Annotated in this window: 14 protein-coding genes; 6 read left to right on the top strand and 8 right to left on the bottom strand. The window is 44.2% G+C overall.

Annotated elements, in window-relative coordinates; genetic code table 11:
• Positions 1 to 42: 42 nt before the first annotated feature.
• Positions 43 to 462: a hypothetical protein gene (locus GO495_RS12035; RefSeq protein WP_157299918.1), complete on the bottom strand. Its 420-nt coding sequence runs from the start codon at positions 460 to 462 to the stop codon at positions 43 to 45.
• Positions 463 to 1098: 636 nt separating this feature from the next.
• Here GO495_RS12035 and GO495_RS32375 point away from each other — a divergent pair.
• The 5 genes from GO495_RS32375 to GO495_RS12015 all read left to right on the top strand — a co-directional run bounded on the left by GO495_RS32375 (position 1099) and on the right by GO495_RS12015 (position 6223).
• Complete coding sequence (locus GO495_RS32375; RefSeq protein ID WP_276611810.1) at positions 1099 to 1227, top strand: hypothetical protein; 129 nt, start codon at positions 1099 to 1101, stop codon at positions 1225 to 1227.
• Between the two features lie 54 nt (positions 1228 to 1281).
• Positions 1282 to 3891, top strand: a complete 2610-nt coding sequence (locus GO495_RS12030; protein ID WP_157299917.1) for an alpha/beta hydrolase family protein — start codon at positions 1282 to 1284, stop codon at positions 3889 to 3891.
• A gap of 282 nt (positions 3892 to 4173) precedes the next feature.
• A complete protein-coding gene (locus GO495_RS12025) occupies positions 4174 to 4989 on the top strand; it encodes a DUF6597 domain-containing transcriptional factor (RefSeq protein ID WP_157299916.1) in 816 nt (271 codons plus the stop codon).
• Between the two features lie 68 nt (positions 4990 to 5057).
• Positions 5058 to 5543 carry a cupin domain-containing protein gene (locus tag GO495_RS12020; RefSeq protein ID WP_157299915.1) on the top strand — a complete coding sequence of 162 codons (486 nt, stop codon included), beginning with the start codon at positions 5058 to 5060 and terminating at the stop codon, positions 5541 to 5543.
• Between the two features lie 65 nt (positions 5544 to 5608).
• Complete coding sequence (locus GO495_RS12015; RefSeq protein WP_157299914.1) at positions 5609 to 6223, top strand: DUF4230 domain-containing protein; 615 nt, start codon at positions 5609 to 5611, stop codon at positions 6221 to 6223.
• A 6-nt stretch (positions 6224 to 6229) separates the two neighbouring features.
• Here the strand turns inward: GO495_RS12015 and GO495_RS12010 are convergent, their stop codons facing one another.
• Positions 6230 to 6949 carry a hypothetical protein gene (locus GO495_RS12010; protein WP_157299913.1) on the bottom strand — a complete coding sequence of 240 codons (720 nt, stop codon included), beginning with the start codon at positions 6947 to 6949 and terminating at the stop codon, positions 6230 to 6232.
• 247 nt (positions 6950 to 7196) lie between these two features.
• On the opposite strand from GO495_RS12010, the gene GO495_RS12005 reads away from it, so the two are divergent.
• On the top strand, positions 7197 to 7529 hold the full coding sequence (locus tag GO495_RS12005) for an RNA recognition motif domain-containing protein (RefSeq protein WP_089783217.1): 333 nt from the start codon (positions 7197 to 7199) through the stop codon (positions 7527 to 7529).
• A 535-nt stretch (positions 7530 to 8064) separates the two neighbouring features.
• On the opposite strand, the gene GO495_RS12000 is transcribed toward GO495_RS12005, so the two are convergent.
• The 6 genes from GO495_RS12000 to GO495_RS11975 all read right to left on the bottom strand — a co-directional run bounded on the left by GO495_RS12000 (position 8065) and on the right by GO495_RS11975 (position 18235).
• On the bottom strand, positions 8065 to 9423 hold the full coding sequence (locus GO495_RS12000; protein WP_157299912.1) for a dihydrolipoamide acetyltransferase family protein: 1359 nt from the start codon (positions 9421 to 9423) through the stop codon (positions 8065 to 8067).
• Positions 9424 to 9464: 41 nt separating this feature from the next.
• Positions 9465 to 10721, bottom strand: coding sequence for a CinA family nicotinamide mononucleotide deamidase-related protein (locus GO495_RS11995; protein ID WP_157299911.1), 1257 nt, complete (start codon positions 10719 to 10721; stop codon positions 9465 to 9467).
• A gap of 11 nt (positions 10722 to 10732) precedes the next feature.
• Positions 10733 to 11146 carry an acyl-CoA thioesterase gene (locus GO495_RS11990; protein ID WP_157299910.1) on the bottom strand — a complete coding sequence of 138 codons (414 nt, stop codon included), beginning with the start codon at positions 11144 to 11146 and terminating at the stop codon, positions 10733 to 10735.
• A 233-nt stretch (positions 11147 to 11379) separates the two neighbouring features.
• On the bottom strand, positions 11380 to 13374 hold the full coding sequence (locus GO495_RS11985; protein WP_157299909.1) for an OmpA family protein: 1995 nt from the start codon (positions 13372 to 13374) through the stop codon (positions 11380 to 11382).
• A 39-nt stretch (positions 13375 to 13413) separates the two neighbouring features.
• A complete protein-coding gene (locus GO495_RS11980; RefSeq protein ID WP_157299908.1) occupies positions 13414 to 14391 on the bottom strand; it encodes a PorP/SprF family type IX secretion system membrane protein in 978 nt (325 codons plus the stop codon).
• A gap of 76 nt (positions 14392 to 14467) precedes the next feature.
• A complete protein-coding gene (locus tag GO495_RS11975; RefSeq protein ID WP_157299907.1) occupies positions 14468 to 18235 on the bottom strand; it encodes an Ig-like domain-containing protein in 3768 nt (1255 codons plus the stop codon).
• Positions 18236 to 18333: the final 98 nt, after the last annotated feature.

The following is an 18333-nucleotide window of genomic DNA, read 5'->3' as shown; positions in this document are numbered from 1 at the left end:
ATGACTAATAATTTATTTCAAAAGACGGATGATGCCAGCAGATCAGAGATCGATACTATTGAAGGCTTCTATATAGATCCTTTCTGCCTGGATAAGTGCCGGACGAAAAATTACTTTCCCGGTCAATGAATCTGTACTGGCTGCGTTAATGCTTTGCAGCAGGCCATTACGCCAGATCTTAACATTCGTTTTTATCAGATCACTACTTGAATAGAGAGAGTCTCCGGCAACCGGAAAACCCGAAGTGCCTACAGAGAATTGTATGGCCTTCCCAATCTTTTTGAAACTGGTCGTTCCGTTTTCATTGTTAAATAAATAGCTTTTTACGTCTTTCGTAGCATTACGAATGACCATTTCTACGCCTGTTATTTTCACAGAATCTTTCAACATGCGCAAAGGAGACTGCGCCTTCAGTTGATGGCATGAAACTAACAGGAACGCGTATATAAAATATCGTCCCATACTGATTTTTTTAAAACAGAAAATTGTCCCTGAATGTCGTTTACAGAACAGCCCCCTGGTCCTGCTGGTTATTTACAAATCATAAAATGATTGATTATTGGTATAAGAAAACTGGTATAAAACAAACACTTTCAAACTCACATATATAGGAAATAAGATATCTATGGATTCACAATGCCTCAATAAAATAAATGCTATGTTAGCTGCATACGGCGATTACATATAGTCAAATATCATACAATATTTGAAAAGCAAATATATCAATCTTGTCATGTAAAAATCATCACACATTCATGGTATAAATTATTAAATCCCAATAATTTAACGCGGCGATCATATTAAATATAATCAACCTTTCAGTATATAGATGCACGTAGCCTTGTTTTCCATAAACATGTTTCAAAGCTAGATCTTACATGCGCAGTCTATGTGCGTAGTTGAAAATATTCCAAATCCTATATCCCTTCATCACTGAAAGTCCATTCCTTCGGCATTCTTTCAGCATTCCTATATCGTTTGGATATAGGAATGCCAGTAGAATGCTATAGGAATGCTATAGGTGTGATAAAGGAATGATGAAAGAATACTAGTGTCAGAAAGCGTTTGGAACCATTGCTGGAAAAAGGCAATGCCGTTATGGACAGAAACAGCATCGACCGGACCTGCTCCGCTACAAAGAAAAATACAACTCTAAAAGGCGGAAAAACAGAGGCCATGGCAGAAGACCTGCCCGGCAATGAAACTTATAAAGAAATTCCTATATGACCGTTTGTCTATAAATCCGTTACCCCGTAATCCTATTTTTTTTACATTGGGCGGATGAAAAGGATTACGACGTGTATCATGCTGTTCTTCTCCCTGTATACCTACGCCCAGAAGAAACCACTGGACCATTCCGTGTACGATAGCTGGCAGAATACAGGCAGTAAGATCATCAGCAATAATGGTCAATGGGTAGCCTATACCATCACCCCGCAGGAAGGTGATGCTACCCTCATTGTCTATAACAGTAAAACACAACTGGCGATACCCAGAGGTTACAACCCGGTGATCACAAAAGACAACCAGTATCTTGTCTTTGCGATTAAACCACCGTTTGCTGTTACAAGACAGGCGAAGATCAGGAAGAAAAAGGCCGCAGAGATGCCTAAAGACTCTTTAGGCATTATTACGCTGTCCAGTGAGGCTATATGGAAAACAGCCGCTGTAAGGTCCTTTAAAACGCCGGAGAAGGGCAGTGGGGTGATTGCTTATCTGGAGGAGAAACCACAGTATGACAGTACCAGCGGAACACTCGTGATCATGTACCCGAACGCAGCAGATACCGTGAAAGATGTGCAGGACTACATTTTCAGTAAGCCGGGTAACAAACTGCTGATAGCAACAAAGACTGACGTACAGTTATGGGATGTAGCCGCACATAAAGCAGATACAATCAGTCGTGGTACAGCTACACGTAAACAATTTGCTTTTGATGAGGAAGGCAGGCAAGCCGCCTGGTATAGCACACGGGATAGTATTAAACAATTGTACTATTACGCGCAGGATACAGGAAAGATCATTGTAAAAAAGGATGTAAGTCCTGATGGGAAAGTATGGTTCAGCAGGAACGGAGAACGGTTGTTTTTCGGTACAGCACCGGCAACTGCACCCAAAGATACCAACATCGTGGATTTCGAAGTAGCAAAGGTGGATATCTGGAATTATAAGGATGATTACCTGCAACCTATGCAGCTGAAAAATGCAGATAAGGAATTAAAGAGAAATTATCTGGCGGTTTATTATCCTGCTAAAGACAAATTCATTCAGCTGGCAGATAAAGACATGGAAAATGTGATACCTGCAGATGAAGGGAACAGCTACTATGCACTGGGATATACTGATAAGGGAGAACGTGTATCCATGCAATGGACAGGGCATACATTGAAAACATCTTATCTCATAAATTTAAATGATGGTACCCGTAAACCTGTAAAAGAACACCTGGATAGTACCAGCGTTATCTCTCCTGAGGGTAAATATATTCTCTGGTATGATGTGCAGCAAAAGCATTGGTTCACTTATGAAAATGCTACAGGTATTACACGTAATATCAGTGCATTGATACCAACAGCCATGTATGAAGAAGATGATGATCATCCGGATGCCCCAGGCCCTTATGGCGTAGCTGCATGGGAAGCCAAAGATAAGTTTGTGTATATCTATGACCGTTATGATATATGGAAGATAGATCCGGCAGGTAAAAGCGCGCCGGCAACTATCACAGAAGGACGTAAAAACAGGTTACGTTTCAGGTATATTTCTCCGGATAAAGAAGAACGCTATATACTGTCTGGTCAGCCATTGTTACTGGAAGCGTTTAATGAGGTAACAAAGGAGAATGGATTATACCTGAACAAAAAGAAAATAATGATGGGACCATTCACCATCAATGCCCCCGTGAAAGCGAAAAACGCAGATGTATACATCTATACAAAAGGAAGTTATTTATTATCACCGGATATCTATCTGAATAATAATTTCAAAAAAGAAATACAACTCAGTCATATCAATCCCCAGCAGCAACAATACAACTGGGGCACCGTTGAACTCTTCAAATGGACAGCATACGATGGTAAACAGGCTGAAGGGATTTTATACAAACCGGAAGATTTTGACAGTACAAAGAAATACCCGGTAATACTTTACTTCTACGAAAAACTCACAGAAGAAATGTATGCCTACGTACCTCCTGCCCCTACTCCATCAAGATTGAATATCTCTTTTTTTGTGAGCAGAGGTTATTTGGTACTGGCTCCTGATATCACGTATGAGAACGGGCATCCGGGAAAAAGTGCGTATAACTATATCGTAAGCGGCGCAAGGGCATTAGCTAAAAACTCCTGGGCAGACAGCTTACATATGGGTATACAGGGACAAAGCTGGGGTGGTTACCAGGTAGCTTATCTCATTACACAAACGAACCTGTTCAAAGCCGCCTGGGCAGGCGCTCCCGTAGCCAACATGACCAGCGCCTACGGTGGTATCCGATGGGAAACAGGCATGAACAGGCAGTTCCAGTATGAACGTTCTCAAAGCAGGATCGGCGCTACATTATGGGATAAACCGGAATTGTATATTGAGAACTCTCCTCTTTTTCATCTGCCCAATGTAAACACACCTGTTGCTATTATGAGTAATGATGCAGATGGTGCTGTACCCTGGTACCAGGGCATAGAACTGTTTACAGGATTGAGAAGACTGGGCAAACCCGTCTGGCTGCTCAATTATAACAACGAAGCACATAACCTGATACTAAGACAGAACAGAAAAGATATACAACGTCGTGAACAACAATTCTTTGATCATTTTTTAAAGGATGCACCAGCACCCGAATGGATGGAAACAGGCGTACCTGCTACGGAAAAAGGGAAAAACTGGGGATGGTAAAATGCTAACGCTATGAACTGCAACCGCTTAGAAAAAACGCAAAGAACACAACACAATGAGCAGCAGTTCACTACGCAAAAAAACAAAAAACAAACCGGCCAAGAACGCTTGTAACTACCCGTTCATGGCCGGTTTTTAACATTTTCATAACGCAACAAACTGTCTTTCAATACGATCAAATTATATTTTTTTATATACTTACATTCTGTTATGTTTGTATTGATAATTTGGTGGCCCTAAGTGCCCGTGTGGATATCTCGTAATACAGCATATTCAGATCCTATGAACTTCCGTATCTATCACCCAGCCGCTACGCTGGTACCCTATGTAAAGCATTATTACCATTTGCAGAATGCGCAAAGTGGTTTGATTAATCTGCCTCAGAACCTTTTTTCTCTTGGAGACCTGTACATGGTATTCCTGCAGGAAGGAGAAGTGACATTTCAACCAAGCCAGCATGCTTCCTTTACCTTACCTGCTGCTTCAGTAGTCGGACATTTTACCTGCCATCACCAGATAAGGGTGAAAGGCCCGGTAAAAATGACGGTGGTGCAACTGAACGCCTATGGCTGTTATAAGCTGGCGGGTCTGGACATGTCTGCCTTCAACAACTACTACCGCGATCTGCAGAAACATAATCATGCCGGCTGGCATCAGCTGACGCAGGACCTGGCAGCTACTGCTGATCCTATCAGTCTGGATATTACACTGAACAACGCTTTCACTACTATGATCGCAGAGAACGGTCATTCCCTGAAGCAGGTAGACGAAGTGGCCGATTACATGGTACGCCACCAGGGTTATATCAATATGGACCGGTTAACGAGGAAATTCAAGACTTCCCGTCCTACCCTGGAAAGGAAGTTCATGGAAGTGATCGGCATTACCCCACAACTGTATGCACGTATGCTCCGCTTCAGAGATGCTATGCGTAACATGCAGAAAATGAATGTGGAACAATGGCAGTCATTCATTACTACCAATGATTATTACAATCATGCGCAGTTCATTCAGGATTTCCAGTTCTTTAAAGGGGAAACACCTGTAACGGAAAACATGCCGATTATTGCGCAAATGCGTCCTATGGCTGTTGCCTGAGCATCTTATAAACATATTATTAAGCAGTCTGCTGTATAGCAGACTGCTTTTTTATTTATCTTCGGGATATGTCCACTTCTTCTAACGCTGCCTATTGGCGCGAACATCTGCAGTTACAGCCCCATGTTGAAGGGGGCGCGTTCAGGGAAACTTACCGTTCCCGTGCGATGTCGGGTAACAGGAACGCCTCTACCGGTATTTACTTTTTACTGGAGGACCATGTGTTCTCTGCCTTTCATCGTTTAACCTCTGATGAGATGTGGCATTTTTATGACGGAAACCCGTTACATATCTATGAGATAGACCCTTCCGGGAACCTGACCATCCATAAACTGGGACTGAATATTCACCTGGGAGAATATCCCCAGCTGGTCATTACTGCCGGTAACTGGTTTGCTTCGCGTGTAGCAGGAGAACAGGGCTTCACCCTGACAGGATGCACCGTGGCACCGGGATTCGACTTCGCCGACTTTGAGATGGGCAGCCGTAAAACCTTGCTGGAGACCTATCCCCAACATGCAGAACTGATCCAACAACTTACAAGGGAAGAATAACTTCAGCTATTTTTAATATTTTGCAGTCATTGCAGGGCATTCATCATTTTCCTTAGTTTTCCGTTATGAAAAGATTTTTTCGTTTCATTTTTTTTACTTTACTCGTAATACTGATCTTCTGGCTGGGTAAACAATACGGCAGCAAGAGCGTCAATCAAAGCATACTGTCCAATAGTCTGATCGTTAAAGAAATAGCGGAACTGGCCAGCCTGGATGTGCAGGGGGTAGCTAATATCAAACGCAGTAATATTGAGGAAGATGGTTCCTGGACAAGCAACATGAAAAAGGCTTTCCTGGAGAATACCATCTGGGTATCCGTACCTTATGAGGCCAAATATGGAGTGGATGTGAGTGAAAAGAATTTCCACATCACGTTGTCTGATAAAAAGATCCTGGTAAAGCTGCCAGCGCCTCACCTGCTGAGTTATGAGCTGAAAGTAGACAAGATGGAGACTGCCAACCGCAAGGGATGGCTTTTGTTCCAGGATGATGAAACCTATACAGACGTACAAAAGAAACTATACCAGACTTCCAGGGAGCAACTGGAAAACAATCAACTATACCTCACCCAGTCGAAGGACAAGATCGCTAAGATAATTACGCAATATTACCAGCCATTTCTCGCCGATCATCAGCTGGAGATCACCTTTGATAACAGCGCCAGTAAAACACTGAAATAAGACCGTTTAAGCCGCATTTTTGGCGATGTATTTCACCAGGCAGCGCTTGGCGATCGGCAATAATGTTTCTTCTACCGGGAACACCAGTTTTGTATCTACACGGTACACTGCAGGATTGGGCAGTTTCTTACGCTGCCGGATCAGGCTGGTTTTGATATGTTCGCAGGAATGCACCAGGTCCTTGATGTAGGTATCGATGTATTGCGTGTGGATGCCCCTGTACTTCTCGTCATGGCGTTCAAAGATGCTCAGGCGGTATTCATACACCAGCGTCTGGCGGTGGCTGCCATCGCACAGAAAGAGGTATCCTTCCTGGGTATCCAGGGGAATGAGACCTACAGGAGAGATATTAAGGCTGTCTTCCACGAATTCATAGATCTCTGCACCTTCTTTGATCGTGAAGTTCAGTTTATGGATAGCAAACTGAATAATACTTTCCAGTTCCTGCATCAGTTCGTCATCTGCGATCATCTGTTCATAGAGGAGTTGCAAGCGTTCCATGTTGATAGCTGTCAGCCGTTTAGGGAACTGTTGCTGCAGGAATTGTTTGTTCTCTTTGAAGGCCACGAGATTGTTATAATGGAAAACAACGTCTGCCAGCTGAGGGTACAACTTATTTTCATTGAAATGACGGTTAATTTGTTGCAGGTAGGCCAGTAAGGCATATTTTTTCTGCTCAAAGTCTATATAACCGTCTGCAAACCAGGTTTCACTCAGACTACTCATAGTAATAAAATTTAATGGATCGTTTGTATTAATTTACGAAAAATGATGCAATTATCTATATAACATACGTGCTAATTTGGGGTTAAAGAAAACTTAAAAAGAGGGTAAAAGTCTTGCTATATGGGGTATTGGCACTGTAAAAACGACTTGTTTGAGTGCATTGTTAAATTATTTCTACGTGCTATGTATTTATTGAACTTATTTCTTTATCTTCAATATTATTTTTCATTTTTTTAATTTTTTAGTCATGAACATTTACGTAGCCAACCTGCACTACAGGTTGAACGATGAGGACCTTCACCAGATATTCAGCGAATTTGGCGAAGTGACTTCCGCTAAAATTATCAAGGACCATGAAACAGGCCGTTCACGCGGTTTCGGTTTCGTCGAGATGGCCAACCAGGAAGAAGGTAGCAAGGCTATGGACAGTTTGAACGGAACTGAAATTGAAGGCAAACAGCTGATGGTAAACGAAGCAAGACCTAAACAACCGAATAATAACTCTAGAGGTGGTGGATTTGGTGGTAACCGTGGCGGCGGCGGTGGATACGGCGGCGGCGGCGGTCGTGGTCGTTATTAATTCTGTTGACCAAAGCTCATTCGGTCAAGAAATTTATTAGGAAAGCCCCGGGCATTTTGCTTCGGGGCTTTTTTAATAATGAATTGTTTTGTTAGTCTTCAATGTTTGTTCCTGTCAATAACATGCTATGTTATGATAGAGGAGATTCTTACCCCTGAATCTTCTGATAAGCTACAAACAAGGCTCTTGCCGGAGCCTTATAACTTACATGTTTATACTAAATCATGATGCGCAATGACCTGATTGCGTTGTAAGAGTTACGTGTTCGTAAGAAAGTATGATATACAACAAAACAGATGTAGCATTTGCAGCCAATTAAAGCTCCACCAGAAGCGCTGTATTTGAGCAAATGTTTATATACTCTTCAATTGACTCCGTAGTCTGCCAAATCGCGAATAGCTGGGGACTCCTGCGGAGTCTGTGTTTTGTTGCCTAAATTGTTAGCTACAAATACGGGGCTCTGACGGAGCCAATATTTACCCCACAAAAAAGCCCGACTCCTTACACAGAAGCCGGGCTAAAAAAAAGCGTTTTATTAATATTCTCTGTGAAAATCGAAATGTTCCAGCTCATACGCGATAGCGCTCAGGAAGGTAGAACCTAATGCGCCATCTACAATACGGTGATCATAAGAAAGAGAGAGATACATCATATGACGGATCGCAATCGTATCACCATGTTCTGTTTCTATTACAACAGGACGTTTCTTGATAGCACCCACCGCCAGGATAGCTACCTGCGGCTGATTGATAATAGGTGTTCCTGCCAGGCTACCGAAGGTGCCTACATTGGTTAAGGTGATAGTACCATTCTGCGTAGCATCCGGTTTCAGGCGGTTCTGACGGGCAGCAGCAGCCAGGTTGTTCACCTGTTTGGTAAGGCCCACCAGGTTCAGCATGTCTGCATTACGGATCACCGGAACGATGAGGTTACCTGTCGGTAATGCCGTAGCCATACCCACATTGATATCCTTCTTGATAATGATCTTATCGCCATCCAGAGAGCTGTTCACCAGCGGAAACTTTTTAATACATTTTACCAGTGCTTCTATAAACAACGGAGTAAAGGTGATCTTCTCCCCTTCCCTCTTTTCAAAGTCTTTCTTTACATGGTCGCGCCAACGGACCATATTGGTCACGTCTGCTTCAGCAAAGCTGGTTACATGCGGACTGACATGCTTGCTGCGCACCATATGATCTGCGATCATTTTACGCATACGGTCCATCTCTATGATCTCTACATTCCCGCCGTAGTTATGGCTGCTGCCATTACTGCTTACCGGATGCTGTACCGTTACAGATGGGGTAATAGTATGCGCCACAGGGACTTCTGCCGGTTTAGGCGGAGCCACATGCGGAGTGGTTGCAGGAGCAACAGGAGCAGTAACCGCACCCTTACCCTTGTTCTCAACATACTGCAGAATGTCTTTTTTAGTCACACGGCCTTCATTGCCGGTGCCTGCAATTTTTTCCAGTTCTGCAAAGTTGATCCCTTCCTGCTGTGCGATCGTCAGCACAAGCGGGGAATAGAAACGGGCACCGCCGGTCACGAACTGTGGTTCGGTGTGTTCAACTGCCTGCGGAGCTTCCTCTTCAGGCGTTTCTTCCACCGGTTCAGTAGTCTCAGGTTCCGGCTCAGCAGCAGGTTCCTCTGCGCTGGTATTAATACGTGCAATGACAGCACCTACAGGTACTACGTCATTTTCTGCATAAAGTAGTTCGGTAATTTCCCCATCTGCGATAGAAGGTACTTCACTGTCCACCTTATCGGTAGCAATTTCCAGCAGGGTTTCCTCAACTTTTACCTGATCCCCCGGCTTTTTATGCCAACGTAATATGGTGGCTTCCATAATACTTTCCCCCATTTTGGGCATTACCAGTTCTACAATGGCCATAAGATTGTTGTTTTGCTTTTTGGTATGGAAACAAAAGTAAGTTAAACTATCAACTTCCTCAATTCATTCATCGCATAGGCCGCTGTCAGTTGAATATTACTGTAGCGATCGTACCGGAGCTGGAACTTTACCGCTACCAGGTTCCCCACACTACCAGCCGCTATCCATACAGTCCCAACGGGCTTTTCAGGGGTACCTCCATCGGGGCCCATGATACCGGAGACTGCTATTATATAATCTGTTTTTAATCTTTGTAAGGCCCCCGCTGCCATTTCCAGTACCACCTGTTCGCTGACCGCGCCATAGGTATTGAGGGTGGCCGGCTGTACCCCCAGCAACTGCATCTTCATCTCATTGGAGTAACTCACGATACTACCGGAATACCAGGCAGAGCTGCCCGGGATGAGGGTCATACTGTGGGAAATGTACCCGCCGGTACAGCTTTCTGCGGTACCTACCGTTTTATGAGACGCTATTAAGGCCCGGCCTATCACTTCCGCCATAGGGATATCCTGGTCTGCCACTGCGATATCGGCCAGGATGGCCTTCATCTGGTGGAAAAAGATGGATAACGCAGCAGCGGTAGAGACTTTATCGGCCCCCTGCGCGGTAAGACGGAGTTTGAGCAGTCCATAGGCAGGCAGGTAAGCCAGTTTGATATGAGGAGGTAAACCTGCTTCAAAGTCTATCAGTCTTTCAGCAACGAAAGACTCGCCCATACCGGAAGTGATCAGTGTCTGATGTACTACCGCCGGCGTATTGAAGTAATCCCGCAACTTTGGCAGCACATGGTCCTCCATCAGTCCTTTCATTTCATGGGGCACACCGGGCATAGAGACATAGATCCTGCCATTCTTCTCGAACCACATACCCGGAGCAGTGCCACGGGTGTTGTGCAGTACGGTGCAGACATCCGGAACCAGGGACTGGTCCACGTTCCTTTGCAGCGTAGGTAATCCCCTGCTTTCGAAGAACTCCATCACCTGCCGGTAGGTGATCTCATCCCTTACCAGCTTTCCACCGAAGTATTCCGTTAATACCGGTTTGGTGATATCATCGGCCGTAGGGCCTAATCCACCTGTAATCAATACTATATCTGATACCGCGCCTTCTTTGTCCAGTGCTTCCAGAATGGCTTCCTTTACATCCCCGATAGCTACGCGACGGTGTACCCAGATTCCCATTGCATTTAACTGCTGGGCCATCCAGGCAGAGTTGGTATCTATTGTTTGTCCGATCAGCAGCTCATCACCTATCGTAATAATGCTGACAGTTACCTTTGCCAGTTCCTCTTCCATAATCAATGCTGTTATTTTTCAAAAAAGGGAGCCAGTCGCTCCATCATTACCGGAGGCATCCCATATTTCATTTTCGTGTCTGCATGCATGAACACCAGGGTAGTGACCCCTATATTCAGCAATTCTCCTTTTTCATTGTACAATTCTGAGTGGAACTGTATCTTATGACTAACAGGTAACTCTTTGAGTATAGTCTTTACTGTTATCAGATCATCGTAATAAGCAGGTCTCAGGTATTTAACGTTTAACTCTGCCACTGGCATTATAATACCCTGTTTTTCCAGCTCTGCGTAAGTGAAACCCAGTGTACGGATTGCTTCTGCCCTTCCTACTTCGTAATACAGCGCGTAATTACCATAATACAGGTATCCCATCTGATCTGTCTCTCCGTAGCGCACACGGATGTCCGTTGTTGATATAAACATAAATTTTTAGATGCATAAAATTATAGAATGGAAAAGTATAGAAAAAATATCAACAGGCAAAAGAAAGCGGAAATATTGTCTTCACAGCGTACTCTATTTCTAGAATATAGAGGATTGGGGGTAGTGGGTTAACCGTGTATTTTTTACAAACAGGAGGAAAATATATATACGATGACAATAAACAGGGAGCGCCTAACTGAATTCCCAGGTCGCCCCCTGATTGCAGCTTGCCACTACATATTTAATATTGTAAATTCTGTTCTGCGATTGGCCAGATGTTCTTCTTCTGAACAACGTACTCCATTGGCGCAACGATTCAATAGCCGGGTTTCTCCATATCCCTTTGCCACCAGACGATCACTGGCAATCCCTTTTCCGATCAGGTATACTACAATTGATTCTGCGCGGCGTTGGGATAACTTCAGGTTATAGCTGTCACTCGCTCTGGAGTCTGTATGTGTAGCTATTTCCACCTTCCAGGTGGGATTATCCTGTAGCAATTTTACCAGCTTATCCAATTCTGTCGCTGTACCTGGTTTGATATCTGCTTTAGCTACATCAAAATAAACGTTTTCAAGTTTATATGTTTTATTAGGAGCTGGCTGAGGCTCAGGTTTCTTTTCCGTGACCTTTTCGGGAGCCTCCAGCATGGCATCATAGCGCAGATCACGTGATGCTGACAATCCCTTTGTTGTTACTACTGCCCCTGTTACTGAATTATAGTCCGTTTTTGCCACACTTAATTCATACGATGATATACTATCCAGCTTAACATGATAATTCCCTTCTTCATCTGTAACAACTTTCAGTGGTATGCCTGTTTCTTTGTTGTTGATTATTACCTCTGCATTGGATAATGGTTTATTCGTTTTTTTGTCCAGTATATGACCGGACAAACTAAACAGCAGTATTCTTGCAGGAATAAAACGGTAAATATCATCACTCCCTTTCCCACCTGGCCTGTTAGAAGAGAAATATATAGTGGTACTGTCTAAAGCCGGTGCAAAATCATCCTGGGGGCTATTTACCGGGATTCCCATATTCTTTGTTACCCAATGACCACTTGTTTTGATGGCTTTATAAATATCCAGTCCACCAATTCCGGGCTGTCCATCGGAAGCAAAATAAAATGTACCGGCTTTATCAAATACAGGTGTACGTTCATTACCCTGCGTATTGATTTCCGGCCCCATATTTACCGGCGTCTGCCATTTGCCATTTTCATCTGCATGACTATAATAGATATCTGTGCCACCATATCCCTTATCTCCATAGTCAGCCACAAAATAAAGCTCCTGACCATCCGGGCTTATAAAAGGATCGCCCACCGGATAATTAAAGATGCCATTATAAGGAAATGGAGAAGACTGTCGCCATCTACCCGTGGCCGAATCCCATTGCTGTTCCATCACCTCCACATTCAATGTATAAGGTTCATCCTTTCCCAACAGGGTACGTCCCTTCTTTTTCAGATCGGTTACTGCGTAATAAAGCTTACTGCCATCGGCCGTATAACTGGCATTTGCGCTATGATAATCTCCATTGATATTGCGTGCAAGTAACTTGGTACTAGTGCTATCCTGCCCGTTACTTTCATACAGATGCAGATAACTGTTGCCCGTCCAGCCATAGTATTTTTGCCTGATGTTAGTTGTGCTAAAAAAAGGGTTATGTTGCAGGGAATCATATGGGCGATCAGAGGCAAAAATAATTACGCCCTTGTTAAACGCTGTACCCCAATCGGACCACTGACTGTTCAATGCCTTTAAATTGTCCAGCGTCCCTTTAGCAGGTGCCGACAGCCACTTAGCTGCGCTGTCACAACCGCTACGCATATTCTCTGCTGTTTTATCACCGTTCTTTTTATTTAAGTAACTATCCAGCATCTCTTTTGCTGCTGCATATTTACTGTTGTTCATCAATATTCCGGCATAATGTATTTCATCCGCAGCAGTATGGTCCGGCATTGTCGCCAATTTCGCATACCAGGGTTCAGCAAGAGTATAAGCACTCATCAGGCGGTAACTATCCGCCATTCCACGTGCCGCAGCCGATGTTGCTTTTTTCCTATATGCTTTTTCATACAACGGTATGGCCTCCGCATAGTTATACAACCTGGCCTGGTCGTCAGCCTGTTTTTTTATATATTGTCCCTGTGTTGTTTTAAACAGTAGCATTGCCACCATTATGCTTAACAATGCGGGAAGATTATAGTTTCGTTTATCCATAATGACTTCTGTATTTTATAAAAACCGAATTGTTTTCTGTTAAAAATATCTCGGAGACAACATTCTTGCCTTCGGACCTGCGAAGAAATAGCTCAGAGAGAGTTCATGAGTAGTATAGCTGGTTGCTCCCGTTCCATTTAAGGTCTGATCATAAGCATAACCTATTCTCAGTTTGCTGTTGACGAACATTTCAATCATCCCCACAGCAGCTCCCGCTTTAGTAACTGACTTATCTATATTGTTTCTATTGAATAAAGCAGTGCGGTAACCAGCACCTATCCATAGTTTCTGATCCAATAGGAAAAAGGCATTTAAATCCATACTGGTAGGGCCCGCAAAATCTTCTTTCACCAGGATGGAAGGTTTCATTAACACCTGATCAGACAATGCTAATAATCCTCCCACTGTAAAATACAGGTGTGGTTTTAACGGTACATAATTCTTCAATCCACCGGATTTCTGAAATGAACCTGTTATCAGGTTATCCCCCGATAATCCAGCATAGAACCGCTCACTGTTATAAAAAACACCCACACGTAGATCGGGCATGGAAGCCGTTTTCTTCGCATTCATTAATACAGCGTCTGTCTGGGAAGCTGGATTCAATGCTTCTATATTCAGACGCTGCTGCATAAACCCTGCGCCTATACCAATTGCCAGGGTTTTCTCCCCGGTTACATCCACAGGAATACGGTAAGCATAACTTCCGTATAAAACGGTGTTTTTCTGCGCCCCTAACTGGTCGTTCATCACCTGCAGGCCTAATCCCACACGGTTACTATTCACAGTCCCATCTGCTGCTGCAGAAAAGGTTTTGGGCGCGCCAGGTAATCCGGCCCACTGTGTGCGGTAAAATACATTTACATTCCACTGTTCCCGGTAACCTGCATAAGCAGGGTTGATATATAATCCATTGAACATATACTGGCTAAACTGTACATCCTGCTGACTATACGCAGGAAAGTATGATAGTGCACATATTAGCAGGAGAATAATTTTCGTAAAGCTTTTATTCATGATCTCTTTTTTTCTGTTAAAGGGCCTTTTAGGTAAGACTGCCGGCTTATACACCGGCAGTCTTAACAGTTAAGTTTTATCGCATCAGCATCACATAACCATTTATCGTATGCCATTGCCCATTAGATTCCTGCACCTTCAGGGTATAGTAATACGTACCTGCATTCAGACCCTGTCCATCCCAATCTCCCTGGTAATTTCTGCTCTTGTAGAGTACATTATTCCAACGATTGAAAATGATGATCTCATTCTGGGAATATTTTTCCAATCCTTTAATCACCAATTTATCATTATTACCATCACCGTTAGGCGTAATTACATTAGGAACGTCCAGGTTATTTGGTACTACCGTTACCGTTACAGCAGCCACATTGCTCCAGTTACCCAACTCATCCTTCACCCTGTAGGTAAATGTATCTGGTCCGGAATAACCTGCAGCAGGTGTATATACAACTGTTCCATCCGCATTCACTGTTACGGTTCCATGTGCAGGCTGATCTACTATTTCCAGTGTAGAAGGCACTATCGGACTTGCGCCCTCACCTGGTGTATCATTGTTAAGTACCGGTATTGTAACATTCTCACCCGCTTTGAGTGTCGTTACATCACCTGTTACTACTGGCGGCGTGGCTGCTGGAGCGGTTACGGTTACATTTACCGTTGCCACATTACTCCAGTTACCTGCACCATCCTGCACCTTATAGGTAAATGCATCCGGCCCGGAATAACCCGCGGCAGGTGTGTACACGACTGTTCCATCTGCGTTCACTGTTACTGTTCCATGTGCAGGCTGCGTTACTATTGTCAGTGTTGAAGGCACTATCGGATTTGTTCCTGCATTGTCATTGTTCAGTACCGGAATAGTAATATTACTATTTGCATTGAGAGTTGTTCCATCGTCCGTGGTTACCGGCGGCGTGGCTGCCGGAGCGGTTACGGTTACATTTACCGTTGCCACATTACTCCAGTTACCTGCACCATCCTGCACCTTATAGGTAAATGCATCGGGCCCGGAATAACCCGCAGCAGGTGTATACACGACTGTTCCATCTGCGTTCACCGTTACTGTTCCATGTGCAGGCTGCGTTACTATTGCCAGTGTTGACGGCACTATCGGATTTGTTCCTGCATTGTCATTGTTCAGCACTGGAATGGTTACATTACTATTTGCAGTAAGCGTTGTTGCATCATCTGTTGCTACAGGTGGGGTGGCGCTTACAGTTACATTTACCGTTGCTACGTTACTCCAGTTACCTGCACCATCCTGCACCTTATAGGTAAATGCATCTGGCCCGGAATAACCCGCAGCAGGAGTATACACTACTGTGCCATCTGCGTTCACCGTTACCGTTCCATGTGCAGGCTGCGTTACTATCGTCAGTGTTGAAGGCACTATCGGATTTGTTCCGGCATTATCATTGTTCAGCACTGGAATGGTTACATTGTTATCTGCGTTGAGCGTTGTTGCATCATCTGTTGCTACAGGTGGTGTTACAGGAACCGCTGTAATAGATGGTGCAATACATGCAGCACAAGACGGATCAGGATCAGGAGTACTGCTCGTTACAGCAGCTGTATTGCTTAAGCTGCCGCTGAACGAAGACGGCGTCTGTACTGTTATTATATAAGTGACAACCGCACCATCTGGCAAGGCTGCAATTATTTCATTCAGGTTGCCGGTACCACTGGTGTTTGGAAGCGTTACTGTTCCAGTAGTGACACTGGCCGTCCAGGAGCTGATGGTAGTCCCGGTGGGAGCCACATCTGTAATGTTTACATTTGTTGCATCACTGGGGCCATTGTTAGTTACAACAATTGTATAAACCACCGCATCGCCGGGAGCGAAACTTGTCTGACTACCATTCTTCAGACTTTTCACCGTAACTATATCTGCACTGGGAGTTACTGTAACTGAATTATTGTATTTAATATTATTACAAGACTCTGTGCTGGTACCATTCAAACATTCTACGTGAGGATCTGTTGGGGGAACAGATGCATCAGGGTTGGTAGCATCAGGATCTGTTACATCATTTGGCCGCATGATACTGGCTTCCATATTTATAGTACTTCCACCCAGCGCTGCACCAGCTTTACCAGTAACAGTAAAGGTAATAACACAACCATTTGGCAAATCCAGCAATGCGGTATAATTACCTGAACCATCTATCGCCGGACTGTTCACAGTACCACAACTGGTAGTGAAAGTTACATTTGAGATAATAAAGCCTGCAGGTACTTTAAATACAAATGGTGCACCACTTGCATCACTGGGTCCGTTATTAATAACTGAAACTGTATAAGAAATTGGTTGTCCTGCCGCCACTGTTGTTGCGGAAGCGGAAGGCGCGATGCTCTGCACTGCCAGGTCTGATCGCCTGATGCTAAGCGTAGTACTCTTGCTGACCATATCTCCCAGGATGTAGGTCCAGGTATCCATGGTCCTGTTATTCCCGTAATTATTACTCCATTTATGTCCGTTAGTGTTGCTGGAAATCCCACTACCGCTATTACCATTAAACTGTGGAGAGGATGCACCTGTACCTCCTGCAAAACCACTGTCATCCCAGTAAACAACATCACTTTTTACAGACCCGTCATCATTCAACTGTTCAAGGATAGTACCATTGGGATTATACTCCACGTCAATAAACGGGAAATGTACCTCTGCTCCCTGCAGTTGTATGTTTGCGGTAACAGATGCAGTACCCAGAGAAGGAGCCGTTCCTGCACCGTCCTTACCATCCCAGAAAAGGGAATTGCTACCTGCCACTGCCGATCCGACGATCGTCCGCGTTACAAAACTGCCGGAACCTGTTAAAGTGACCCGGAAGGTACCCGCCTGGTTGGCATCAAACTTAATATAAGCACCCTTGCTGCTCACCTGTCCGGTAGTTCCTTCCACCCCATCAATACTGATACTGCTTACAGTAGGTATTACTTTAGGCACTTTGAGCCAGGTACTGCTTCCCCCTGGTAATGAAGCCGATTGTGGCAGATCAGCAGCCGGTGTTGTATAAAAGATCTTCTGGGTAATGCTCTGGGCACCATCCATAGTTCTCGGGTCTTTGGTGGGAATGCTGGCGGTAGCATTTAAACTTTTATAAGATGGAGGAGCTGCATCACCTGTACCGGTGGTAATCCCCTTGTTGTTTACAAAAAAGACAAAACCGATACCGGCCTGCCCGTTATTGTTCACTTTATACGTATAACCATCGCTTGTTTGTACAAATAATTTACCGTAATAACTTCCATTGGTTACATACATATTCATTACCGTAGCATACACGCGACCCGGAATAAGCGCACTGGCAGCACTTATTACCGAAATATCCCAGGCTGCAATAGCATTTGTGCTGTTTTGCGTCCAGTTCGCATTGGCTGCAACGGTGGCTCCATTGGAAGTGTTCTGGGTGAGATCTCCGGAAGGCAGTAATTCTACTTTCCATAAACCACCCTGGCTACTACCCGCTACTTGTGTAAAAGGTGTATACCCTGCTACTGGCCCCAGGAGTTCCGCTGCACGATCAGCAATCTGGCCGGTAGCAGATCCAATAGTAGAAGTATAGACCGTACCATCCGGCGCTGTAAACCTGATCTGTCCCTGGCCTATACCCTGCGCACTGGAAGCAGCTGCCACCGTTTCACCGGGATTAACAAATACATAATGTGTGCCTAATGATGTAAAAGGCCAGCCAGCGGAAATAGCATTGGTAGAACTCATTAAGAAAGCCCTGTCCCCTGTTGCACCACTGGGATAAAGGTCCTTTGAGCCATCTGCATAACTGTTAAGACATGCGAATAGACATAACAGTGTTAAAGCTGTTTTGTAAAATTTGTTCATAGATATCAAGTAATTTTTGAAATAGATCAACCAGGCAATTGCATGGTATTAAAGGGATTTTCACAGGATAGTTTTTATCTTGTTCCAATACTGAGATA

The organism is Chitinophaga oryziterrae (assembly GCF_009758125.1).
In the GTDB taxonomy this organism is placed as follows: Bacteria; Bacteroidota; Bacteroidia; order Chitinophagales; family Chitinophagaceae; genus Chitinophaga; species Chitinophaga oryziterrae.
This window is presented reverse-complemented; position numbering and strand designations above follow the sequence as displayed.